Below are 23,523 nucleotides of genomic sequence, written 5' to 3' on the forward strand. Positions count from 1 at the left end.
CCCAGATGCGGCGCGCCGTCGCGGCAAAAATAGGGCCGGAATCTTCGACCTAGGCAGAAGCCGTCCAGCCATCGCGGAGTTCACGCTTCAACACCTTGCCAATATGGCTGCGGGGAAGGGATTCGACCAGACGCAGGTCGACCAGCCGCTGGGTCTTGCCCAGGCGGGCGTTGACCCAGGCCTTCAGGGCCTCCGCGTCAATCCGCGCATCAGGCTTGAGCGCCACGAAGGCCACCGGCGATTCGCCCCAGGCGTCCGAGGGCACGCCGACCACCGCCGCCTCGACCACATCGGCATGCTTGACGATCTCGGCCTCGATGTCGCTGGGATAGATGTTGAAGCCGCCGCTGATGATCATGTCCTTCTTGCGGTCCATCAGCGTCAGGAAGCCCTCCTCGTCGAACCGGCCGACGTCGCCGGTGCGGATGAAGCGCCAGCCTTCGGGCGAGGTCCAGGTCGCCTCGGCGGTCTTGCCCGGCTGGCCGTGATAGCCGTTCATCATCCCGCCCGAGCGACCGACGATCTCGCCGACCACGCCGGGACCGACCTGGACGCCGTCCTCGTCGATCAGCCGGATGTCGTGGCCGGGCGCGGGTTTGCCCACCGTGTGCAGCTTGTCCGGGTGCTCGTGGGCCATCAGGATGCAGGTGCCGCCGCCCTCGGTCATGCCGAAATACTCGACCAGCCCGCCGGGCCAGCGCGCCAGGACCTGGGCCTTCAGCTCGGCCGCGAACGGGGCGCTGGTGCAGAACTTCAGATGGGTCGACGACAGGTCGAAGTCGCCGAAGTCGGGCCGGTCCATCAGGCGGCGGTACTGCACCGGCACCAGCATGGTGTGGGTCATGCGATGGGCCTGGGCCAGCTCCAGATAGCGGCCGGCGTCGAACTTCCTCATCAGCACCACCGTGCCGCCGCCCGCCAGGGTGGGGAAGAAGCAGACCAGGGTCGTGTTCGAATAGAGCGGCGTCGACAACAGGGTCACCGCCTCGGGGCCGTAGCCGACCGCGTCGCCGCGGAACACGTGCTTCCAGCGCATGCCGTGCGACTGGACGATGCCCTTGGGCGCGCCGGTCGTGCCGCTGGAATAGATGATGTTGAACGGGTCGTCGGGGGCGATGGCCACGGCGACCGGGATCGCGCCGACGGGCGCCAGCCAGGCGTCGAAGGCCTCGCCGAAGTCCGAGCCGTCCAGGGCGATCTGGCGAACCGCGATCGGATGCGGCTTCTGGGCCTCGGCGACGCCCGCGTCGAGGAAGAACAATCGCGCCCCGCAGTCGGCGACCATGCCGGCGATGGCCTCGGGCGTCGACGACGGGGCCAGCGGCGCCACCGCCACCCCGGCGCGCAGCGCGCCGAGGAAGAGCGCCGCATAGGCGATCGACGACAGGGCGCAGACGGCCACGGCCTCGCCGGGCCTGATCCCGTCGCGCTGCAGGGCGGCGGCGACCCGGTCGGCCAGGGCGTCGAACCGGGCGTAGGTCACCGCCTCGCCGGTCTCCATGATCACCGCCGGATGGTCGGGATGCTCGGCGGCCCGCTGGCGCAGGATGTCGCCCATCACGCCGTAGTCGGCGGTCATCATGGCGGCGATGGTGGTCATGGAAACGCCTCTAACTCTGATCTCCCAAACCCCGCCGATCCCCGCGAAAGCGGGGACCCAGGCCGGGTCCGACGATCGATCCTGGACCGCGCCACAAGCTGAAAGTCAGCTTGGGCCCCCGCTTTCGCGGGGATCAGCGGAGGTTTTATAGCCTCTCACAAACGGAGAGGCTTTCGGACGCTACGCGTCCTTGAAGCCCTTGCCCTCGGCCACCAGCCGCTCCAGCAGGGCCGACGGCTTGAAGTCGTCGCCCAGCTTGGCCTGGAACTCCTGCATCTTGGCCAGGATCTTATCCAGGCCCACCAGCTCGCCCCAGAACATCGGGCCGCCGGTATAGACGGGCCAGCCGTAGCCGTTGACCCACACCGTATCGATGTCGGACGCGCGGATGGCCTTGCCCTCCTCCAGGATCTTGGCCCCCTCATTGACCATCGGATAGAGGCACCGCTCCAGGATCTCCTGGTCGCTGATCTCGCGGCGCTGGATCTGGCGCTTCTCGGCGAAGTCGAGGATCACCTGCTCGACCTCCTTCGACGGCTTGGCGACGCGGTTCTCGTCGTAGTCGTAGAAGCCCTTGCCGTTCTTCTGGCCGCGACGGTCCATCTCGCAGAGCACTTCGCGGACGGTCGAGGAGCTGGTCTTGGCCGGGTCCCAGCCGATGTCGAGGCCGGCCAGGTCGCTCATGGCGAACGGGCCCATCGGCAGGCCGAAGTCGTACAGCACGCGGTCGACATCCCAGGGCATGGCGCCTTCCAGGATCAGCTTCTGGGCCTCGCGCTGGCGCTGGGCCAGCATGCGGTTGCCGACGAAGCCGTGGCAGTTGCCGACCAGCACGGCGACCTTGCCGATCTTCTTGCCGATCTGCATCGAGGTGGCGATCACCGACTTGTCGGTCTTGGCCCCGCGCACGATCTCCAGCAGGCGCATGACGTTGGCCGGCGAGAAGAAGTGCAGGCCGATCACGCTCTCGGGCCGGCTGGTGCTGGCGGCGATCACGTCGATGTCGAGATAGCTGGTGTTGGAGGCCAGGATCGCGCCGGGCTTGGCGATCTTGTCCAGCTTGCCGAAGACCTCCTTCTTGATCTCCATCAGCTCGAACACGGCCTCGATGATCAGGTCGCAGTCGGCCAGGTCCTCCAGGTTCATCGACGGGGTCAGCAGCGCCATGCGCTTTTCGACGTCGTCCTGGGTCAGGCGGCCCTTCTTGGCGGTGTTCTCGTAGTTCTTGCGGATCACCCCGACGCCGCGGTCGAGGTTCTCCTGTTTCGCCTCGATGATCGTCACCGGGATGCCGGCGTTGAGGAAGTTCATCGAGATGCCGCCGCCCATGGTGCCGGCCCCGATCACGCCCACCTTCTTGACCGGGATCAGCGGGGTGTCGTCCGGCACGTCCGGGATCTTGGCGGCCTGGCGCTCGGCGAAGAACACGTGGCGCTGGGCGGCCGACTGCGAGCCGGTCATCAGCTCCATGAACAGGCGGCGCTCTTCCTTCAGCCCCTCGTCGAAGGGCAGGTTCACCGCCGCCTCGATGCACTTGATGTTGTTCTCGGGGGCCATGAAGCCGCGGAACTTCTTGGCGTTGGCCTTGCGGTACTCGCTGAAGATCTCGGGCTTGCCTCGGGCCGCCTCGACCTTCTCGTTCTGGTCGCGGATGCGGCGCAGGGGCTTGTCCTCGGCCAGGACCACGCGGGCGAAGGCGATGGCCCCGTCGCGCAGGGCGCCTTCCTCGACGATCGAGTCGAACAGGCCCATCGCCAGGGCGGCCTTGGCCGGTACGTGCTGGCCGGTGGTGACCATCTCCAGCGCCTTCTCGACGCCGACCACGCGCGGCAGCCGCTGGGTGCCGCCGGCGCCGGGCAGCAGGCCGATGTTAACTTCCGGCAGGCCGGCCTTGGCCGAGGGCACGGCGACGCGGTAGTGCGCCACCAGCGCCACCTCCAGCCCGCCGCCCAGCACCGTGCCGTGGATCGCGGCGACCACCGGCTTGGGCGAGTTCTCGATGGTGTTCTGCACCTCCTGCAGCGACGGACCGGTCATGGCCTTGCCGAATTCGGTGATGTCGGCGCCGGCGATGAAGGTCTTGCCTTCGCAGATCAGCACGATGGCCTTGACTGCCGGGTCGGCGATGGCCGCGTCGAAGGCCTTGGACAGGCCTTCCCGCACCGCCGCCGACAGGGCGTTGACCGGCGGCGAGTTGAGCGTGACGACCCCGATGTCGCCTTCGACGGTCAGATCGGTGACGTTGTTGATCGCGGCCATGGCGTGCTCCACCCCTGAGTTCGTGGTTGCGTTCTTTTGAACGGTTGTTTGAAGCAAACCCTGCACGACCCGGCGACGAAGTCCAGAGGTCCGTAACGGCGCCGCGATTTTAGGCGCCGCCCATTGACGCCGCTGCATTCATACTTGAAATTCGAAAATAGAAGTTTCAGCCGGAGCCAATCCGTGCGGGCGGGGGGAAGCCGCCGAGGGATGTGCCCGCAAAGCGAGCGGGAACGCCGATGTGTGCTCCGATTGTCGAGGGCGTACGCGTAGGGGGGTCGGCGTCGGGACGCGACTTGCACACGTCCCAAATCTTCTAAGCCGACGATCCTGCACGCACGTGGCGCGCCGCCTCGGCGTGTCGACTTAGGTGAAGCGCACTCGGCGCGGGAGCCTGCCTCCCGCGCCGCTTTCTTGTGCGGTCTAGACCTTCAGCACGATCTTGCCGAACGGCCCGCGGTCCAGGTGGTCCAGGGCCGCGTGCAGATCGGCGAAGGCGTATTCGTGGTCGATCACCGGCTTGAGCCCCTGCTGGTCGACGAAGCGGACGAAGTCCTCCAGCGCCCGCCGGTGGCCCACCACCAGACCCCGCACGGCCAGTTGCTTGAGCAGCATCGGAAAGACCGTGCCCTTCAGCTCGCTGCCCTCCAGCAGGCCGATCACCGCGATCTGGCCGCGCACGGCGGCGGCCGCGATCGAACGGTCGAAGTTGTCGCCGCCGGCCACTTCCAGGATGTGGTCGGCCCCGCGGCCGCCGGTCAGGGCGATGACCTCCTGGGCCCAGTTGACCTTCAGCCGGTTGACGCCATGGTCGGCGCCCAGGGCCAGGGCGCGGGCCAGCTTGTCGTCGTCGCCCGAGGTGACGATCACCCGCGCGCCGGCCGCCTTGGCGATCTGCAGGCCGAACAGCGAGACCCCGCCTGTGCCCTGGAGCGCCACGGTCTGGCCCGGCGCCAGGCGGCCTTCCTCGATCAGGGCGAACCAGGCGGTCAGGCCGGCGACCGGCAGGGTCGAGGCCTCGGCGTCGGTCAGGCCGGCCGGCGCGGTCGACAGCACCTCTTCCGACAGCACGATATATTCGGCCGCCACGCCCTGATGCAGGCCGCCCAGGGTGGGATAGGCCGGCGCCGCCGCCGAACCGCGCGCCGGGCCGTCGATCCAGTGCGGCACGAAGGTCGAGATCACCCGCGCCCCGACCGCGAACCGTGTCACGCCCGGGCCGACCGCCGCGACCGTCCCCGCCAGGTCCGAGAGCGGGGTGAACGGGAATTGCAGGTCCAGGCCCATGCCGCCTTCGACCACCATCTTGTCGCGATAGTTCAGGGACAGGGCCCCCGTCTTGACCAGCACCTCGCCCGGGCCGGGCGCGGGGATTTCGACTTCGCTCAGCACCAGGCGGTCGCGGCCCAGGCCGTCCATCGTCCACCGCTTCATCAGGTTCGCCATCACGTCTTCCTCGATATCTCGCCCTTGCCGGGCCGGGAGGAGGCGGACCATATGCACTTCAGAATTCTACGGTGGCGGCCATTTGTCCGCTGACTGTAGCGCAGACGGAACCAATGGAGCGACGCCATGAGCGAGCGGCTGAGCGGGATCGCGACCTTCGTCGAGGCGGTGGAGGCCGGCGGCTTCGCGCCCGCCGCCCCTCGCCTGGGGCTGACGCGCTCGGCGGTGGGCAAGACCATCGCCCGGCTGGAGGCGCGCCTGGGCGTGCGGCTGTTCCATCGCACCACGCGCAGCCAGAGCCTCACCGAGGACGGCCAGATGTTCTACGAGCGCTGCGTGCGCGCCCTAGCCGAACTGGAGGCGGCCGAGGCGGCGCTGGAGTCCGGCCGCGCCGAGCCGGCCGGCCGGCTACGGGTCACGGCCCCGGTGATCTTCGGCCGCCATTGCGTCGCCCCGATCCTGCTGGACCTGGTCCGCCGCCATCCGGCCCTGGAGCTGGACCTGTCGTTCAGCGACCGCCCCGCCGACCTGATCGAGGACGGCTTCGACCTGGCGGTCCGCAACGGCGGCCTGCCCGACCGGGCCGGCCTGGTCGGGCGACGCGTGGCCGGGCAGCGGATGACGGTCTGCGCCTCGCCCGCCTATCTGGACCGCCACGGCCGCCCCCAGCGCCTTGAGGACATCGCCGGGCACCGGGCCGTACTCTACGGCCGCGGCGATCGCTCGCGACGCTGGCTGTTCCCCACGCCCGGCGGACCGGACCGCGAGGTCACGCCCGTCGCCCGCATCCGCTTCGACGACCTGGAGGCCATCGCCGAGGCGGCGGCGGCGGGTCTCGGCCTGGCCTGGCTGCCCTGCTGGCTGGTGCGCGAGCCCGTGGCCTCGGGCCGGCTCGAGCGGGTGCTCACCGACCTGCCCGGCCTGGTGTTCGACACCCACCTGATCTGGCCCCAGGCCCCGCACCTGCCCTTGCGCGTGCGGGCGGCGATCGACGCCCTGGCGGCCGAGCTGCCGAAGATGATGCTGACCTAGCCGTTGCTCTCGGTCAGGGCCGCGTAGACCAGGGTCCGCAGCTCGCGCCGGATCGGATAGGCCGAGGACGGGATCAATTGGGTCATGAACACCACCGCCAGGTCTTCGACCGGATCGATCCAGAAGGCGGTCGAGGCCATGCCGCCCCAGAAATATTCGCCCAGCGAGCCCAGGTTCCGGGTCCGGGCCTGGTCGATGGTCATGGCGAAGCCCAGGCCGAAGCCCAGCCCCTCGAACACCGTCTCGCTGAACAGCGAGCGCGACATCTCGGTCAGCTCCCGGCCGCCCGGCAGGTGGTTCATCGTCATCAGCTTCAGGGTCTTGGGGCTGACGATGCGCGCGCCGTCCAGCTCGCCGCCGTTCAGCAGCATGCGGCAGAAGCGCATGTAGTCGCCGGCCGTCGAGACCAGCCCGCCGCCGCCCGACTTCACCGACGGCTCGGACAGGTAGTGGCTGGTGGTCGGATCGTCCTGCAGCACCACCTCGCCCTTGGGGTTCAGGGTGTAGCAGGCGGTGAAGCGATGGCGCTGGTCGTCGGGCACGAAGAAGCCGGTGTCGACCATCTTCAGCGGGTCGAAGATGCGCTCCTTCAGGAACACGTCGAACGGCTGGCCCGAGATCGCCTGGACCAGGTAGCCCAGCACGTCGGTGGCCACCGAATAGTTCCACGCCTCGCCCGGCGAGAACTCCAGCGGCAGGGCCGCCAGGGCCTCGACGAAGGCGTCGAGCCCGCCCTCGCTGTCGACCCCGTCCAGCTTCAGCTTGCGATAGGCGGCGTCGATGTTCGAGCGCTGCTGGAAGCCGTAGGTCAAACCGGCGGTATGGCGCAGCAGGTCGACGATCCGCATCGGCTGATCGACCGGCTTGGCCTGGAAGGCGCCCAGCACGCCGGCCTGGAACACGCCCAGCTTCTTCCACGACGGGATGAACCGGTGCACCGGATCGTCCAGCGCGACCTTGCCCTCCTCGACCAGCATCATGAAGGCGATCGAGGTGATCGGCTTGGTCATCGAATAGATGCGGAACAGGCTGTCGGCCTGCAGCGGACGCCCGCGTTCCTTGTCGGCCGAGCCCAGGATCGTGGTGTGCGCCAATTGGCCGCGACGCCAGACCTGGACCAAGGCGCAGGGCAGCTTTCCGGGCGCGATGTAACGGTCCTGGACGAAGGCGTCGATGCGCTTCAGTCGGTCCGACGACAGACCCACGGCTTCAGGCGTGCTCAAGACGATATCCCTCCTGCGACGGACCGCCCGGACGATCGCGGGCGGGCGGCGTGCTTTTTCATTGGCGCGATCGAAGAGGCGGTACGTCGAAACCCGCCCTTTACCCGTTCGTGCGCATATCGATTGAAAACTAGGGAACGGGGATGGGCAAGCACTTGCGCGACGAGACCCCCGGCGGCCTCAGTATCGAGCAGGCCGCCGCCGACTGGTTCTTCGAGACCAGCCTCGACATGTTCGTGGTGCTGGAGGACGACGCGATCGTCCGCGTCAATCCGGCCTGGACCACCCTGACCGGCTGGACGCCCGACGAGACCCTGGGCCGCCCGATCCGCGACTTCTTCCACCTGCACGACACCGACACCATCCGCGGCATCGGCGCCACCCTGCGCGCCGAGGGCGAGGCCCGCTCCGAGCACCGCCTGGCCCGCAAGGGCGGCGGCTGGCTGTGGGTCCGCTCGCAGTCCAAGCTGCTGCCCGAGGCGTTCGGGCGCGAGGCGCTGCTGATCGTCTTCCAGGACTTCACCGAGGATCGCGCCCGCCGGATCGAGCGCCAGCAGTCCGAGCGCGCCAACGAGCTGCTGCGCAACACGGCGGGCGTCTATGTCTGGCGGTTCGACCCGCGCAAGGGCGTCTACATCTTCGAGCAGGACATCCCCACGCCCTCCTCGCCCCAGGGCGGGGTGCGGATCATGACGGTCCAGGAGATGACCGCCTCGACCCATCCCGAAGAGCGTCAGGCCGTCTGGGAAGCCTTCAGCCGGACCCTGGCCACGGGCGACCACCACATCCAGACCTATCGCTACCTCGATCCCTCCAGCCAGTCCTGGATCTGGATGCGGGCCGCCTGGCGCGGCGTGCGCGGCTCCAGCGCCAAGGCCTGGGACGTGATCGGCATCAGCCAGGACGTCACCGAGCTGGTGGCCACCCGAGACGCCGCCCTCGGCGCGGCCGAGGCCAAGTCGCAGTTCCTGGCCAATATGAGCCACGAGATCCGCACCCCGATGAACGGGGTGCTGGGCGTGATGCACCTGCTCAAACGCGAGAAGCTGTCGGACGACGGCCGCCAGCTGCTGAACGAGGCCCTGGGCTGCGGCGCCATGCTGTCGGAGCTGCTGAACGACATCATCGACTTCTCGAAGATCGAGGCCGGCAAGCTGGAGCTGAATCCCGAGCCGATCGACCCGGCCGCCCTGCTGCGCAGCGTCGCCGACCTGCTGCGTCCCCAGGCCAAGCAGAAGGGCCTGAGCCTGACCGTCACGGTCGATCCCGGCATCGGCTGGGTCGGCGCCGATCCCCTGAGGCTGCGCCAGGGCCTGTTCAACCTGCTGGGCAACGCCGTGAAGTTCACGCTGGAGGGCGGCGTCGAGGCGCGCCTGACCACCGCCGGCCCGCCGGGCGCGCGGCGCCTGCGTTTCGAAATCCAGGACAGCGGCGTGGGCGTCGACCAGGCCACGGCCGAGGGCCTGTTCCAGCGCTTCAGCCAGGCCGACGGCTCGACCACCCGCCGCTTCGGCGGCGCGGGCCTGGGCCTGGCCATCACCCGGCGCCTGGCCATACTGATGGGCGGCGACGTCGGCTTCACCAGCCCGCCGGAGGGCGGTTCGCTGTTCTGGCTGGAGATCGCCGCCCCGCCCGCCTCCGAGGCCGCCGCGCCGATCGAGGCCGACACCGGCCTGCTGGCCGGCCTGCGCGTGCTGATCGTCGAGGACAACGCCACCAACCGCCTGATCGCCGGCCGGCTGCTGGAGGCCATGGGGGCGGTCGTCGAGACCGCCGAGGACGGCGTCCTGGGCGTCGAGGCCGTCGAACGCGGCGGTCCCGGCTACGACCTGATCTTCATGGACATCCAGATGCCGGGCATGGACGGTGTCGAGGCCACGCGGCGCATCCGCGCCCTGGGCGGCGAGGCGGGCGCGACCCCGATCATCGCCATGACCGCCAACGCCCTGGCCCACCAGCAGGCGTCCTATCTCGCCGCCGGCATGGACGGCGCGGTGGCCAAGCCCCTGTCGCCCGCCGCCCTGGTCCAGGCCATCGCCGCCGTGCTCGGCCAGACCGGCCGCGAAGAGGCGCTCCCGGAGCGGACTCCCCTGGCGTCCTAGACCTTCGAACCACCTCGCCGCCTCAATCCTGCAACACGGGCGCAAGATTCCGCGCCCACGAAAGCGGCGCCGAAGCGAGTCGCGCGCCTTGTCGTGAAGTCAGGGCTTCCTAAATTGGACCAGCGGGTCCAAGGGACGCGCGCGAGGCCGCGAACTAGGGGGCGACACATGGACGACGGCCGGATCGCGAGCCCCGCCACCGAGCGGTACGCGAAGAAGAAAGAGGCGATCCTCGCCGCCGCGACCGCCATCCTGAACCGTCAGGGCGTCAAGGGCATGACCCTGGCCGACGTGGCGGCCAAGGTCGGGCTGATCACCACCAGCGTCACCTACTACTACCGCAAGAAGGACGACCTGGCGGCCGCCTGCTTCATGCGCGGCCTGGAGCGGTTCGACGCCCTGGTGACCGAGGCGGGCAAGGCGCCGGACGCCCCCGGCCGGCTGCTGAAGTTCCTCGACCTCTATCTGGACCTGAACCGTCGGGTGCGCCTGGGCGAGGCCGCGCCCCTGACCAGCTTCACCGAGATGCGGGCCCTGAAGGAGCCGCTGCGCGGTTCGGTGCAGGGCGCGTTCAACGACCTCTTCCGCCGGGTTCGCGGCTTCTTCGAGGGGCCCGAGTTCGACCATCTGGACAAGCGCGACCGCAACGCCCGCACCCACCTGCTGCTCGAGCAGGTGTTCTGGTCGGGTTCGTGGCTGCGTCGCTACGACGTCGACGACTACGGCCGCGTGCGCGACAAGATGTACGACATCCTGGTCAACGGCCTGGCCCCGAAGGGCTCGACCCAAGCCTGGGCGCCGCTGACCCTGCCCGATCCGACGCCGCAGTCGCCCGAGGGCCAGGAATGGCGCGAGACCTTCCTGGTCGCCGCTACCCGCCTGATCAACCAGCGCGGCTATCGCGGCGCCTCGGTCGAGGACATCTCGGCCCAGCTGAACGTCACCAAGGGCTCGTTCTACCACCACCACGAGGACAAGGACGCCCTGGTGGTCGAATGCTTCGAGCGCACCTTCGCCGTCACCCGCAAGGCCCAGATCGACGCCCGGGACCTGGCCAAGGACAGCTGGCAGCAGCTGTCGTCGGCGACCGCCGCCCTGGTCGCCTACCAGCTGTCGGACCACGGCCCGCTGCTGCGCGCCTCGTCGATGGGCGCCCTGCCGATCGAGATCCGCACCGAGATGGCCCAAGGCTACGCCCGCGGCTCCGAGCGCTTCGCGGCGATCATCTCGGACGGCGTGGCCGAGGGCTCGGTGCGGGCGGTCGATCCGATGATCGCGGCCCACATGATCAATTCGATGCTCAACGCCGCCGCCTCGCTGGGCATCTGGGTCCCCGGGCTGGAGCGCGAGGAAGCGGCCCGGCTGTTCGCCCGGCCGCTGCTGACGGGGCTGTTCACGCGCTAGGCCGCGCCACGACTTTTCATTGCCGTAATTTCCAGCTCAACTCGCGGCCGTGGTCGGACGGGGTGAGCGGTCATGCACAGGCGGGACCTGGTTCAGGGGATCTTCGGCGCCGCCGCGATCCTGGTCGTCGGCGGCCGCGCGAGGGCCCTGGCGCGGGACGAGTACGGACCCGAGCCGCAGGTCATGACCGTCCGGGGCCAGATGCACGCCGACCAGATGGGCGTCACGCTCGTGCATGAACACATCCTGGCGAATTTCCAGACCTATGCCGCGTGGGCCAAGGCGCCCCTGCCCTATGACCGCGACGAGGTGGTGAAGGTCGTCCTGCCTCGCCTGCTCGGCCTCAAGGCGCGCGGCTGCCGGACCTTCGTCGACGCCACGGCGGCCTATCTGGGTCGCGACCCGATCCTGCTGGAGCGCCTGGCGCGGGAGAGCGGGCTCAACATCCTGACGGTCACGGGCAACTACGCCGCCTTCGACAACACCCACCTGCCGCCCTGGGTGTTCACCGACACCGCCGAGGCCCTGGCCGAGCGCTGGGTGCTGGAATGGAAGGACGGGATCGATGGAACCCCCGTCCGGCCGGGCTTCATCAAGCTGGGCTTCAACGGCGGGCCGCTCAGCGAGGTCGAGCGCAAGCTGATCCGCGCCGGCGCCATCGCTCACAAACGGACGGGCCTGACGATCGGCGCCCATACCGGTCCGGCCGTGTCCGCGTTCGAACAGCTGGACGTGTTGGAGCAGGAAGGCGTTCATCCGTCCGCCTGGATCTGGATCCACGCCCAGAACGAGCCGGACGTCACGCGGCACATCGCGGCGGCGCGGCGCCAGGCCTGGGTGGAGTTCGACGGGATCGACGCCAAGTCGATGGACCAGCACGTCGGCCTGGTGACCCGCCTGCGGGACGAGGGCCTGCTGAACCGCGTGCTCATCTCGCAGGACGCGGGTTGGTACAATGTCGGCCAGGCCGGAGGCGGTCAGGCCCGCAGCTACGAGCTGATCTTCACCCAATTCCTGCCGGCGCTTCGGGCCAAGGGCTTCACCCCGGCGGAGATCAACACGCTGATGGTCGCCAATCCGGCGGAGGCCTTCGCGATCCGACAACGCGGGACGGCGTGATCGAGAAGAGGGGCGGCCTGAGCCGCCCCTCCCGCCGACGGCTCTAGAACTTCTTCTTGATGCCGAACTTGTAGGTCCGGCCCAGCGGGTCGCCCGTGAACGGGTCGTACCCGAGGTCCAGGCGGGCGTACGAGGGATCCTGGTCGAAGATGTTGGTGATCGTCGCCGACAGGGTGGTGTCCCAGGGCAGGAACACCCGATACGAGATGTCGGTCAGGATCTGCTTGTCGATCTTCTTGCCGGCCGCCACCTGCACCGGCGCGCCGGTGGAGTCCTTGTAGGCCCCGGCCGCGAACGGCGCGGTGCGCTGGTCGACGTAGCTGTCGATGTAGTGGACCGTCAGGCGCACGTTGTGCGGCCCCCGGGTCCACTCGCCGAAGGCGTCACCCTTCCACTGTGGGATCGGCACGGCAATGGTCTGGTAGTTCAGCTGGCCCACGGCGTCGAACGCGGGGGTGACCACCACGCCTTCCACCGTCTGGGCGTCGATCTTGTATTCGGAGATCCAGGTGGCGTTGGCGCCCAGGCGCAGGTCGCCGCCGATCACGTCCTCGAAGATGTAGTCGGCCGAGAAGTCGACGCCCGAATTCTTGATCGACGGTCCGTTGACGTAATAGGTCTTCAGGCGGGCCAGCGACGAGATCGTGCTGCAGCCGGTGGTGAAGGTGAATCGGGCCTGCAGGGCCGCATAGGCGGGGTTGCCGCAGTTGTTGGCCCCGGTCGCGCCGTTCGGATAGAGGGCGTTGACCATCCCGCCCACCGGCTCGGCCACGATCGGCTTGTCGAAGTCGAACTGGAAGTAGTCGATGCTGGCCTTGAAGTTGCCGGCGTTGAACAGGACGCCGGCGTTGAAGGTGTCGGCCTTTTCCGGCTGCAGGTTGGGATTGCCGTAGATATCGACGGCGCGGAACACGCCCAGGATGCTCTGCAGCGAGGTGACCGACGAGGTGACCAACTGCGGATCGGGCGGGCCGCGGAAGGTCGAGCCCGCCGAGCCGCGCAGCGCCATCCAGGGCGTGGCCTGCCAGCGGAGCGCGACCTTGGGATTGAAGGTCGAGCCCGTCGGGCCGCCGTAGTCCTCGTAGCGGGCGGCCAGCTGCATCTGCAGGTCTTCGGTGATCGGCACCGACAACTCGCCGAAGCCGGCCATGACGTCGCTCTGCTTGTCGGCCGGGGTGTTGACGCCCAGGAACATGAACGGCCCGTTGCGGACCGAGCCGGTGCAGTTGGTCACCCCGTAGTCCGGCGTGTTGACGCACGGATTGATCAGGGCGTTGGAGATGTCGTTGTAGTCGGACTTGAAGTAGGTCAGGCGGTACTGCACCCCGGCGGCCCAGGCGATGTCGCCGCCCGGCAGGGTGATGTTGGTCTTGCCGTTCAGCACCGCCTCGCCGACGAACAGGCGCGAGGCCTGCTTGGTGGTCAGCTTCTGGAAGAACCAGCGCGTGACCTCCTCGCTGTTGGCCAGGTTGGCGTTGTAGCCCGCATTGGCCACGCCGGTGATGGCGTTGCCGGGGATGGCGTTGGCGAACGGGTTGTAGAACAGGCAGCCGTTGACGCCGGGCACGCCCTGGATGCCGGGGGTGGCCGGGTCGGTGTCGCAGCGCGGACCGCCCAGGCCGCGCAGGGCCAGCTGGAAGCGGTTGACCAGCGTGTCGTAGCCGGTCCGGATGCCCACCTCCTGGGAATAGGTCAGGGCCAGGTCCCAGCCGATGCCGTTGTCGAACTCGCCCGACAGGTCGCCCGACACCCGATAGGCGTTGTAGGACCGCGCGCCGATCGAGGGGCCGTAACCGAAGGCCGGATTGCCGCCCAGGCCGTAGGGCCGGTTGGCCGCGTTGATCGCCCCGCCCGCCAGGATCGCCGACGGCACCGTGGTCTGGGCGCCGGTCACCAGGCTGGTGGTGACGATGGTGGGGTTGGCGGCCATGAAGGCGATCAGGCCGGGGTTGTTGGCCGGCACGTAGTAGCGTCCGACCAGCGACGGCGCGAGCGCGACCTCGGCCGTCGGCACCGCCAGGGCGGCGTAGGACGGCGAGGTGTTCCAGTCGGGGACGTCGGTGTGGCTGACCAGGGCCTCCATGTGGAACTTGGTCTTGTCCGACAGGTCGGCGTTGATCTCGCCATAGGCCTGGAGCGCGTCCTGTTTCTCGACCAGGTTGTCGAACGGCGTGTAGTGCCAGTAGCAGACCGGCGTCAGGCCGCTGAAGCCGGCGTAGCCGCCCAGGGACGAGCAGCTGGGATCGCGGAAGCCGGTGGTCGAGGCCGCGGCCGGGATGAAGGTCGAGGGGTTGCCCGCCGCCGACCAGCCCGCCTCGGGGTTGTCCAGATAGGGCTTGTTGGCCCAGTCGCGGTCGGCGACCGTCAGCTTCGAGCGGTGCTGCCAGCCGATGCTGGCCAGCAGGTTGGCGCGGTCCCAGACCTTGCCGTAGGTGACGTTCAGGCCGTAGTCGCCCTTCGAGCCGTCGATGAACCGGTAGTCGGCCCCGGCCTCCAGGCCGTTGAAGTTCTTGCGGGTGATGAAGTTGACGACGCCGGCGATGGCGTCCGAGCCGTAGGTCGCCGCGGCCCCGTCCTTCAGCACCTCGATCCGGCCGATGGCGGCGCCGGGGATGATGTTGGTGTCGACGATGCCCGCCCCGGCCGCGGCCAGCGGGTTGATCGCCAGGCGCCGGCCGTTCAGCAGCACCAGGGTGCGCTGCGAGCCCAGGCCGCGCAGGTTGACCGAGCCCGAGCCTTCCGAGCCCTGGGCCCGGGCGTCGAACTGATTGGTGTCGCCCAGCACGCCGTTCGAGACCGGCAGGGCCTTGAGCATCTCCACCGTCGAGGGCGAGCCCTGCTTCTGCAGGTCCTCGACGCCGATCACGTCGACCGGCAGCGAGGCGTCCTCGGGCGTGCCCTTGATGAACGAACCGGTGACGATGACCTCTTCCACCATGACCGGTCCCTGGTCGTTCGAGGGTCTGGTCTGGGCGTGGGCGGCGCCGGCCCCCATGCCCAAGACAAGTGTCAGGGCCGAGGCCCCGCGCAGGAACATCGCTTTCTTCATGGTCTTCCCTCCCGAGCTGCTTTTTTTGAACGCAGGTCTTTTGGGCTTCGGGAAACCTAGCCGGCGGCGCGTCTCGCGCGTCGCCCGGCGCTCGCGGCGGCCTTCGCCCCCACGTCGTCGCGGGGACGCGTTTCGAAAATTGAAGATGCGTATTCGCGCGCCGACAACTCTGGGGTCCCCCTGGGCCGGATACTGGAAACGCTTGACTGAAAGCCCGCAATTCCGCGCGGACGGAAGCTCGACCGTGAAGTCGAACATCTGTTTCGATGATGTGGTATGTTTTGACGCCACGTCAACCGCGCATCGGCGCCGCCCTTCGAACACGCGGCACGGCCCAGCTGGAACCGGCCGGCGAAATAATCGCCGCGCCGTGTCGCAAAGCTGCGCCTTCGTTCGTCATCTCCAGGAAGGACCGATGCGCGACCGCCGGATGGGGGCCCTGCATCCCCCGGCGCCGGCAGGAGAAAAAAGCGATGACGTCCCGCCCTTTCATCCCGCCGCCCTCGTCCCCAATTGAACGAACGACGGTCGTTCGCGTTAGTCCCGCGCTCGGCTTCTTGGGGATCTGGCCATGATTGTCCTGGCGGCCGAGCGAGCGGCCCACGCATTGCGGCCGATCATATCGCTAAGCGATTTGACTATTAAATCACTTAACAATATGGATCGCCTCCATGACGACAGGCGATCCCGGTTCGACGAAAGGCGTATGGCGCACCTCACACGTGCCCCGCGACCCCATCGGTCAGCGCCTGAAGACCATCTCGATGCTGACGCGCCAAATCGGCCGCAAGATCGGCGAAAGCCTGGGCGTCAACGTCACCGACATGGCCGCCCTGGAGCAGCTGCTGAACAACGGCCCGATGACGCCCGGTCAGCTGGCCGGGCACCTGAAGGTGACGACCGCCGCCGCCACCCAGATCGTCGACCGCCTGGAACGGGCCGGCCACGTCGCCCGCGAACGACGAGCCCACGACCGGCGCAAGGTCTGCATCGTGCCCGTGGAGGCCTCGGTCGAACGGGCCTTCGCCCAGCTGGCGCCGATGCTGGACGGCCTGGACGGCGTCATCGCCGGCCTCTCCCCGGACGAGCGCCAGGTCATCGAGCGCTTCCTGGACCAGGTCGCTGACGTCTACGGCGCCATCGCCACCCCGTCCTCTTCCGAGACCCCTTGTTGAGATCACGCCGACCGTCCTCCCCCTTCGGTCCCGCTTCAGGTGAGAGTTGATGAGTGAAATCATGACCGGAGAGCGCCAGCGCCCTCGGCCATTCCGATCCGGAGCCTCGCTTCTGGCGCTGAGCCTGGCGGGTCTGGCTTTGGCCGGCTGCGTGAACACCCCGCGCCCGACGCCCGACACCCGCCTGCCGGCCGCCTATGAAGCGCCCGCCGGTGCGGCCCAGGCGGACCTGGACCACTGGTGGACCAGCTTCAACGACCCGCAGCTGACCGGGCTGGTCGAGACGGCGCTGGAGAAGGCCCCCGACGCCCGCACCGCCGCCGCGCGGCTGGAGGAGGCCCGCGCCGTCCGCAAGGGCCAGGTGCGCCAGATCTGGATCCCGGGCACGCCGCTGACCGGCAGCGCTAGCAAGACCCACACCGAGATCCTCGACAGCAGCGGCGCCGCCGGCTTCACCCAGGGCGGCGACAGCGAGAACTACGCCGCCAACTTCGACGTGTCGTGGGAGCTGGACCTGTTCGGCCGCAAGCGCGCCGGCATGCGCATCGTCGACAACGACTTCGCCGCCGCCCGCTTCGCCTACGAGGGCGCCCGCGCCTCGCTGGCGGCCAACGTCGCCCAGTCCTATTTCCAGGCGCGCGGCCTGGCCGTCCAGCTGGACGACGCCCGCCAGACCGAGCGCATCAACGCCTCGCTGCGCGACTTCGCGGTCAAGAAGGCCAACGCCGGCCTGATCGCCACGTCGGAAGCCGACCGCGCCGAGTCCGACCTGGCCTCGACCCAGGCCCGGGTCTCCAACCTGGAGGCCCAGCTGGACTCGGCCCGGCGCAGCCTGCTGATCCTGATCGGGCGCGGGACCGATCCGCTGGCCAGCCTGCCGGTGGACGCCCGCCTGGACCTGGCCCCGCCGGTCCCCGCCACCATCCCGGGCGAGCTGCTGGGCCGCCGTCCCGACGTCCGCGAAGCCCAGGCCCGCCTGGCCTCGGCCTCCGGCACGCTGAAGATCAACGAACTGGCCTTGCTGCCGACGTTCAACATCACGCCGGGCGTGGGCCTGACCAAGAGCGTCCAGCCCTCGTTCCCGTTCGCGGGCGGCGGCGGCGGCAAGACCTCGACCACCAGCTCGGCCTGGACCATCGGGGCCAACGTCTCGATCCCCGTGCTGAACATCCCCGCCCTGCTGGCCGACATCGACGCCCAGGACGCCCGCACCCAGCAGGCGGCGATCGCCTTCGAGAAGTCGGTGCAGACCGCCTATGGCGAGGCCGAGAACGCCATGCTGCAACTGGCCGCCGACCAGCGCCGCGTGGCGGTGCTGACCGCCGGCGAGGCGCGGGCCGAACGCGCCTATCAGGCCAACCGCAAGGGCTACGGCCTGGGCCTGATCGACCTGACCACCACCCTGCAGGCCGAGCAGTCCTGGCGCCTGTCGCGCACGGCCCTGACCGATGCGCGCACCGACGCCCTGCTGCACGCCGTCCAGACCTACAAGGCCTTGGGCGGCGGCTGGACGCCGGACGCCGTCGTGTCCGCCCAGAACAGTCCCCAGAACGCCACCCCGACCCAAGTCTCCGCCAAATGAGCCCCTCCCCCATGACGACCCGCACCGCGCTCGCCGCCATGATCCTGATCGCCGCGACGGGCCTGAGCGCCTGCGGCGAGAAGAAGGACAAAGCCGCTCCGAAAGCCCCCGCCGCCGCGGCCCGCGCCGTCAGCGTCGGCTCGGTCGAGACCCGGCCGCTGGGCGGCGGGGTCGAGGCCTCGGGCCTGCTGGTCTCGCGCGAGGAGGCCGCCGTCGGTTCCGAGCTGAGCGGCTACCGCGTCGCCCGCCTCTACGCCGACGAAGGCGACTATGTCCGCGCCGGCCAACCCCTGGCCCAGCTGGACGACACCCTGCTGCGGGCCCAGGTCGACCAGCAGGCCGCCGTCACCGCCCAGGCCGACGCCGAGGCCCGGCGCGTCTCGGGCCTGGACGGCCAGGGCGTGCTCAGCCAGGAGCAGATCGAGACCCGCCGCTACCAGGCCAAGGCCCAGGAAGCGGCCCTGAAGGAGCTGCGCACCCGCGTCTCGCGCATGACCATCACCGCGCCCGTCAGCGGCCTGGTCCTGCAGCGCGGCGTCCAGCCGGGCCAGATCGCCGGCGGCGGGACCACGCCCTGGTTCACCATCGCCCGCGACGGCCTGGTCGAGCTGGACGCCGAAGTCAACGAGGCCGACCTGGCGGGCATCCGCGCCGGCCAGCCGGTCCAGGTCAGTCTGCCCAGCGGCCAGGCCGTGTCGGGCGTCGTGCGCCTGGTCAGCCCCCGGGTCGATAGCGCCAGCCGCCTGGGCAAGGTGCGCGTGCGCCTGCCCGTCCGGCCCGACCTGCGCCCCGGCGGCTTCGGCCGCGCCACCTTCGGCGCCTCGGGCGCGTCGGTGACCGCCGTCCCCGAGTCCGCCATCCGCTACGAGGCCGACGGCCTGTACGTCATGACCGTGGACAGCAACAACAAGGCCCATCAGGTCGCCATCAAGGTCGGCCAGAAGGGCGGCGGCTGGGCCCAGCTGGTCCAGGGCCCGCCGGCCGGGACCCGCATCGTGCTGGGCGGCGCCTCGTTCGTCACCGACGGCGACGTGATCCGTCCCGCGGCCACCACTCAGCAGGCGGCGCGCTGATGGCCGACGAACACAAGACAGGCGAACTCCGCGTCTCCGCCTGGGCGATCAAGAACCCGATTCCCGTCGCGGTCCTGTTCATCGCCCTGATCATCGCCGGCGTCGGCTGCTATCTGGGCCTGCCCATCAAGCAGTTCCCGAACGTCGAGTTCCCGGCCGTGACCGTGACGGTCACCCAGAGCGGCGCCGCGCCCGGCGAGATGGAGACCCAGGTCACCCGCCCCATCGAGGACGCGGTGGCCAGCATCTCCAACGTCAAGACCATCAGGTCTTCCGTGGTCCAGGGCGCCTCGACCACGACGATCGAGTTCAATCTCGGCGAGGACCTGCAGAAGGTCACCGACGAGGTGCGTTCCAAGGTCGACCAGACCCGCTCGCTGCTGCCCCGCGAGGTGGACGAGCCGATCGTCCAGCGCCTGGAGATCACCAACGCCCCGATCATCACCTACGCCGTCTCGGCCCCGGGCATGAGCGCGACCGAGCTGTCGTGGTTCATCGACGACACCGTCACCCGCGCCCTGCAGGGCGAGAAGGGCGTGGCCCAGGTGGCCCGGGTCGGCGGCGTGGACCGCGAGATCAACGTCATCATCGATCCCGACCGCATGGCCAGCTTCGGCGTCACCGCCCCCCAGCTGAACCAGGCCCTGGCCAGCTTCAGCGTCGACGCCCCCGGCGGCCGCGCCAAGATCGGCGGCCGCGAGCAGACTCTGCGCGTGCTGGGCGCGGCCACCACGGTCGAGCAGCTGCGCGCCATCACCATCCCGGTGGCTGGCGGCCGCTATGTGAAGCTGACCGACGTCGCCCAGGTCGGCCAGGGTTCGGAAGAGGAGCGCGGCTTCGCCCGCCTCGACGGCAAGCCCGTGGTCGCCTTCCAGGTGATGAAGACCCGCGACTCCAGCGACGTGGCCGTCGAGGACCGCGTCAAGAAGGCCGTGGACGCCCTGGAGGCCAAGCAGCCGGGCGTGACGTTCGTGAAGATCTTCTCGACCGTCGACGAGACCCGCGCCAGCTTCGCGGCCACCGAGCACACCCTGCTGGAAGGCATGCTGCTGGCCTCGCTGGTGGTGTTCCTATTCCTGCGCGAGTGGCGGGCCACCCTGATCACCGCCATCGCCATGCCGGTGTCTCTGATCCCCACCTTCGCCTTCATGTCGATCATGGGCTTCTCGCTCAACGTCGTGACCCTGCTGGCCCTGACCCTGGTCATCGGCATCCTGGTCGACGACGCCGTGGTCGAGATCGAGAACATCGAGAAACGCGTCGCGCGCGGCCAGAGGCCGTTCATGGCGGCGATGGAGGGGGCCGACGCCATCGGCCTGGCGGTCGTGGCCACCACCTTCACCATCGTGGCGGTGTTCGTGCCCGTCTCGTACATGCCCGGCACGCCCGGCCAGTTCTTCAAGGAATTCGGCCTGACCGTCGCCGTGGCCGTGCTGTTCTCGCTGGTGGTCGCCCGCCTGCTGACGCCGCTGCTGGCCGCCTACTTCCTCAAGCCCTCCAAGGACCCGCACCCGCGGCGCGACTTCCAGGGCTTCTATCGCGGCGTGCTGGACTGGTCGCTGGATCACCGCTTCCTCAGCATCATCATCGGCACGGTGATCCTGATCGGCTCGTTCGCCCTGGCCGCCTTCCTGCCCACGGCCTTCCAGCCGGCCGGCAACGCCAACTACTACTACCTGAAGGTCCAGGGCCCGCCCGGGGCGACCACGGCCGACATGGACCGCACCGTCCAGGCGGTGACCACCATGTTCCGCAAGCGCCCCGAGACCGCCCACGTCTTCGCCCAGGTCGGGTCGAACATCGGCAGCGGCTGGGGCGGCCAGAGCGGGGCCGACATCCGCGACGCCACGGTCACCATCGTGCTGAACGGCAAGCGCGACATGACGGTGACCGAAATCAAGCAGGCGGTGCGCAACGGCCTGCACGACATCCCCGACGCCCGGGTCAACCTGCTGGGCGACTGGGGCACGTCGGAGGTCCAGACCATCCTGATCTCGGACGACGGCCCGCTGCTGGAGCGCACCGCCGCCCAGATCGAGCGCGAGATGCAAGGCCTGGCCACCGTGGCCGATCCGCGTCCCTCCTCGCCGCCCAGCGGTCCGGAGATCGTCATCCGGCCCAAGCCCGACGAGGCCGCCCGCCTGGGCGTCAGCGCCGCCGACATCGCCGCCATCGCCCGCGTGGCCACGGTGGGCGACATCGACGCCAACGTCGCCAAGATGACCCAGGGCGAGCGGCGGATCCCGATCCGCGTGCGCCTGCCGGCCGAGACCCGCGCCGACCTCGACGCCCTGGGCGCCCTGCGCATCCCCACGGCCAGCGGCGGCACCACCCGGCTCGACACCGTGGCCGACCTGTCGTTCCAGGCCGGTCCGGCCAAGATCGACCGCTTCGCCCGCAAGCGTCAGGTGACCATCGAGGCCGACCTGGCCAACGGCGCCCAGCTGGGCCAGGCGATGGGCGACGTGGGCAAGCTGCCGACCATGAAGCACCTGCCCGCCAGCGTGGGCCCGGCCACGGCCGGCGACCAGGAGGCGTTCGTCGAGCTGTTCACCGGCTTCGCCGTCGCCCTGCTCTCGGCCGTGGGGCTGGTGTTCGGCGTGCTGGTCCTGCTGTTCCGCAGCTTCTTCAAGCCGATCACCATCCTGTCGGCCCTGCCCCTGGCGATCGGCGGCGCGTTCTTCGCCCTGCTGGTCACCGGCCAGTCGCTGTCGATGCCGTCGCTGATCGGCTTCCTGATGCTGATGGGCCTGGCGGCCAAGAACTCGATCCTGCTGGTCGAGTACGCCATCGAGCAGGAGCGGGCCGGCATGAGCCAGCGCGAGGCCATCCTCGACGCCTGTCACGAGCGGGCCCGGCCGATCATCATGACCACCCTGGCCATGATGGCCGGCATGCTGCCGACCGCCCTGGGCATCGGCACCGGCTCGGAGTTCCGCCAGCCGATGGCCGTGGCGGTGATCGGCGGACTGATCACCTCGACCGTGCTGTCCCTGGTGCTGGTGCCGGTGGTCTACGAGATCGTCGACGACATCGAGCGCTGGCTGACCCCCAAGCTCTCGCGCATGACCACCCCGCGCGAGGCCGAGGGGACGCTGTCGCCGGTCGACCGCCTGTGATGAAGCCGGCGTCGTCCGTCCGTTCGTGACGGACGGCGCCGAGCCGTCCTAGCGCTTGCTGTCGTCCAGCAGCGAGCCCACCACCGGGGCGTCCGGGGCCTTGGCGCTGATCGGCTCGCACCAGGGGAAGCGGCTGTCGCGGCCGGTGCTGCGCCGGCTGGCCAGGCCGGTCTCGAACATCAGCTGGCCCAGGTCCACGCCGTCCAGCTGGACCACGGCCAGCTCGCGATGGAACTCGTCGAAGCCGCCGGTCGGCTGGACGGTCACGTCGCGCGCCTCGTGCATGCGCTGGCGCACCCACTGCGTGGCCTGCTTGGCTGCGGCGGCCTCGGCCCAGCACCGGGCGTCGGGTACGCCCTGGGGCGCATAGGCGTTGGCCAGGCGCACGTGCTTGCCGTCGATGACCAGGGCGTCGGCGCTGAGCACCCGCACGCGATCACCCAGGCCGGGCGGGACGTCGAGCGTGGACGGCGGATCGGGCGTCTTCTGGCAGGCGGTCGTCAGGACGGCCAGGGCCAGCACGATATGGCGTTTGCGGATCAAGAGCTCACCCCGAATTCGGACACCAGGATAACGTGTTCGTCCGGAGCCGTGAACCGGTGAAGGCCCTCCCCCGGGTGAGCCACCAAAGCAAAAGGCCCCGGAGTCTCCTCCGGGGCCTTCGCTTAGTCAGCTAGTCGCTGAGATCGGATCGATTACTCGACGATCTTGGCCACGACGCCGGCGCCGACGGTGCGGCCGCCTTCACGGATGGCGAAGCGCAGCTTCTCTTCCATGGCGATCGGGGTGATCAGCTCGACGTCCAGCTCGGCGTTGTCGCCCGGCATGATCATTTCCACGCCTTCGCGCAGCTTGATGATCCCGGTCACGTCCGTGGTGCGGAAGTAGAACTGCGGGCGGTAGTTGGTGAAGAACGGGGTGTGACGGCCGCCTTCTTCCTTGGTCAGGATGTAGGCTTCGGCCACGAACTTGGTGTGCGGGGTGATCGAACCCGGCTTGCACAGCACCTGGCCGCGCTCGACGTCTTCGCGCTTGGTGCCGCGCAGCAGCACGCCCACGTTGTCGCCGGCTTGACCCTGGTCCAGCAGCTTGCGGAACATTTCCACGCCCGTGCAGGTCGTCTTCTGGACCGGACGGATGCCGACGATCTCGACTTCCTCACCGACCTTGACGATGCCGCGCTCGACGCGACCGGTGACCACGGTGCCGCGGCCCGAGATCGAGAACACGTCTTCCACCGGCATCAGGAACGGCAGGTCGATCGGACGATCGGGCTGCGGGATGTAGGCGTCGACCGTGGTCATCAGTTCCAGGATCGACTGCTCGCCGATGATCGGGTC

At 69.3% G+C, this 23,523-nt stretch carries 15 protein-coding genes; 8 read left to right on the forward strand and 7 right to left on the reverse strand.

Annotation, left to right across the window (positions count from 1 at the left end):
- Positions 1-49 precede the first annotated feature (49 nt).
- From BR39_RS0117350 to BR39_RS0117360, 3 genes are all read right to left on the reverse strand, one after another.
- Positions 50-1,600: a class I adenylate-forming enzyme family protein gene (locus tag BR39_RS0117350; protein ID WP_029914498.1), complete on the reverse strand. Its 1,551-nt coding sequence runs from the start codon at positions 1,598-1,600 to the stop codon at positions 50-52.
- A 180-nt stretch (positions 1,601-1,780) separates the two neighbouring features.
- Entirely contained in the window at positions 1,781-3,871 is a 2,091-nt protein-coding gene (locus BR39_RS0117355) for a 3-hydroxyacyl-CoA dehydrogenase NAD-binding domain-containing protein (protein WP_197026723.1), read from the reverse strand.
- A gap of 411 nt (positions 3,872-4,282) precedes the next feature.
- On the reverse strand, positions 4,283-5,305 hold the full coding sequence (locus tag BR39_RS0117360) for an NAD(P)-dependent alcohol dehydrogenase (RefSeq protein ID WP_029914501.1): 1,023 nt from the start codon (positions 5,303-5,305) through the stop codon (positions 4,283-4,285).
- Between the two features lie 126 nt (positions 5,306-5,431).
- Between BR39_RS0117360 and BR39_RS0117365 the strand changes: the two genes are divergently transcribed.
- On the forward strand, positions 5,432-6,337 hold the full coding sequence (locus tag BR39_RS0117365) for a LysR family transcriptional regulator (protein ID WP_029914503.1): 906 nt from the start codon (positions 5,432-5,434) through the stop codon (positions 6,335-6,337).
- Here BR39_RS0117365 and BR39_RS0117370 read toward each other — a convergent pair.
- Positions 6,334-7,560 carry a serine hydrolase gene (locus BR39_RS0117370; RefSeq protein WP_029914505.1) on the reverse strand — a complete coding sequence of 409 codons (1,227 nt, stop codon included), beginning with the start codon at positions 7,558-7,560 and terminating at the stop codon, positions 6,334-6,336. The genes BR39_RS0117365 and BR39_RS0117370 overlap by 4 nt on opposite strands.
- A 143-nt stretch (positions 7,561-7,703) precedes the next feature.
- Between BR39_RS0117370 and BR39_RS0117375 the strand changes: the two genes are divergently transcribed.
- From BR39_RS0117375 to BR39_RS0117385, 3 genes are all read left to right on the forward strand, one after another.
- Positions 7,704-9,662 carry a response regulator gene (locus tag BR39_RS0117375; RefSeq protein WP_029914508.1) on the forward strand — a complete coding sequence of 653 codons (1,959 nt, stop codon included), beginning with the start codon at positions 7,704-7,706 and terminating at the stop codon, positions 9,660-9,662.
- 168 nt (positions 9,663-9,830) lie between these two features.
- A complete protein-coding gene (locus tag BR39_RS0117380; RefSeq protein WP_029914510.1) occupies positions 9,831-11,066 on the forward strand; it encodes a TetR/AcrR family transcriptional regulator in 1,236 nt (411 codons plus the stop codon).
- Between the two features lie 72 nt (positions 11,067-11,138).
- Positions 11,139-12,185, forward strand: coding sequence for a phosphotriesterase (locus BR39_RS0117385; protein ID WP_081916856.1), 1,047 nt, complete (start codon positions 11,139-11,141; stop codon positions 12,183-12,185).
- 43 nt (positions 12,186-12,228) lie between these two features.
- Here the strand turns inward: BR39_RS0117385 and BR39_RS0117390 are convergent, their stop codons facing one another.
- Positions 12,229-15,234, reverse strand: a complete 3,006-nt coding sequence (locus BR39_RS0117390; RefSeq protein WP_029914514.1) for a TonB-dependent receptor — start codon at positions 15,232-15,234, stop codon at positions 12,229-12,231.
- Positions 15,235-15,998: 764 nt separating this feature from the next.
- Here BR39_RS0117390 and BR39_RS0117395 point away from each other — a divergent pair.
- The 4 genes from BR39_RS0117395 (at position 15,999) to BR39_RS0117410 (ending at position 22,183) form a co-directional block, all read left to right on the forward strand.
- On the forward strand, positions 15,999-16,409 hold the full coding sequence (locus tag BR39_RS0117395) for a MarR family winged helix-turn-helix transcriptional regulator (RefSeq protein ID WP_231499492.1): 411 nt from the start codon (positions 15,999-16,001) through the stop codon (positions 16,407-16,409).
- 61 nt (positions 16,410-16,470) lie between these two features.
- Positions 16,471-17,991 carry an efflux transporter outer membrane subunit gene (locus tag BR39_RS0117400; RefSeq protein WP_035018580.1) on the forward strand — a complete coding sequence of 507 codons (1,521 nt, stop codon included), beginning with the start codon at positions 16,471-16,473 and terminating at the stop codon, positions 17,989-17,991.
- On the forward strand, positions 17,988-19,064 hold the full coding sequence (locus BR39_RS0117405; protein WP_051695817.1) for an efflux RND transporter periplasmic adaptor subunit: 1,077 nt from the start codon (positions 17,988-17,990) through the stop codon (positions 19,062-19,064). The genes BR39_RS0117400 and BR39_RS0117405 overlap by 4 nt, the downstream gene beginning before the upstream one ends.
- Complete coding sequence (locus tag BR39_RS0117410) at positions 19,064-22,183, forward strand: efflux RND transporter permease subunit (RefSeq protein WP_029914521.1); 3,120 nt, start codon at positions 19,064-19,066, stop codon at positions 22,181-22,183. Before BR39_RS0117405 ends, BR39_RS0117410 begins: the two co-directional genes overlap by 1 nt.
- A 48-nt stretch (positions 22,184-22,231) precedes the next feature.
- Here the strand turns inward: BR39_RS0117410 and BR39_RS0117415 are convergent, their stop codons facing one another.
- Both BR39_RS0117415 and BR39_RS0117420 read right to left on the reverse strand, forming a co-directional pair.
- A complete protein-coding gene (locus BR39_RS0117415) occupies positions 22,232-22,726 on the reverse strand; it encodes a thermonuclease family protein (protein WP_029914524.1) in 495 nt (164 codons plus the stop codon).
- 152 nt (positions 22,727-22,878) lie between these two features.
- On the reverse strand, positions 22,879-23,523 hold a 645-nt coding region (locus tag BR39_RS0117420; protein ID WP_029914526.1), incomplete at its 5' end, for an EF-Tu/IF-2/RF-3 family GTPase.

It is taken from the genome of Caulobacter sp. UNC358MFTsu5.1, assembly GCF_000712075.1.
GTDB lineage: Bacteria > Pseudomonadota > Alphaproteobacteria > Caulobacterales > Caulobacteraceae > Caulobacter.

Coding starts and splice junctions, on each gene's coding strand:
- BR39_RS0117350 (WP_029914498.1), bottom strand. CDS start 1,600: ATGACCACCATCGCCGCCATGATGACCGCCGACTACGGCGTGATGGGC.
- BR39_RS0117360 (WP_029914501.1), bottom strand. CDS start 5,305: ATGGCGAACCTGATGAAGCGGTGGACGATGGACGGCCTGGGCCGCGAC.
- BR39_RS0117365 (WP_029914503.1), top strand. CDS start 5,432: ATGAGCGAGCGGCTGAGCGGGATCGCGACCTTCGTCGAGGCGGTGGAG.
- BR39_RS0117375 (WP_029914508.1), top strand. CDS start 7,704: ATGGGCAAGCACTTGCGCGACGAGACCCCCGGCGGCCTCAGTATCGAG.
- BR39_RS0117380 (WP_029914510.1), top strand. CDS start 9,831: ATGGACGACGGCCGGATCGCGAGCCCCGCCACCGAGCGGTACGCGAAG.
- BR39_RS0117385 (WP_081916856.1), top strand. CDS start 11,139: ATGCACAGGCGGGACCTGGTTCAGGGGATCTTCGGCGCCGCCGCGATC.
- BR39_RS0117390 (WP_029914514.1), bottom strand. CDS start 15,234: ATGAAGAAAGCGATGTTCCTGCGCGGGGCCTCGGCCCTGACACTTGTC.
- BR39_RS0117395 (WP_231499492.1), top strand. CDS start 15,999: ATGCTGACGCGCCAAATCGGCCGCAAGATCGGCGAAAGCCTGGGCGTC.
- BR39_RS0117400 (WP_035018580.1), top strand. CDS start 16,471: ATGACCGGAGAGCGCCAGCGCCCTCGGCCATTCCGATCCGGAGCCTCG.
- BR39_RS0117405 (WP_051695817.1), top strand. CDS start 17,988: ATGAGCCCCTCCCCCATGACGACCCGCACCGCGCTCGCCGCCATGATC.
- BR39_RS0117410 (WP_029914521.1), top strand. CDS start 19,064: ATGGCCGACGAACACAAGACAGGCGAACTCCGCGTCTCCGCCTGGGCG.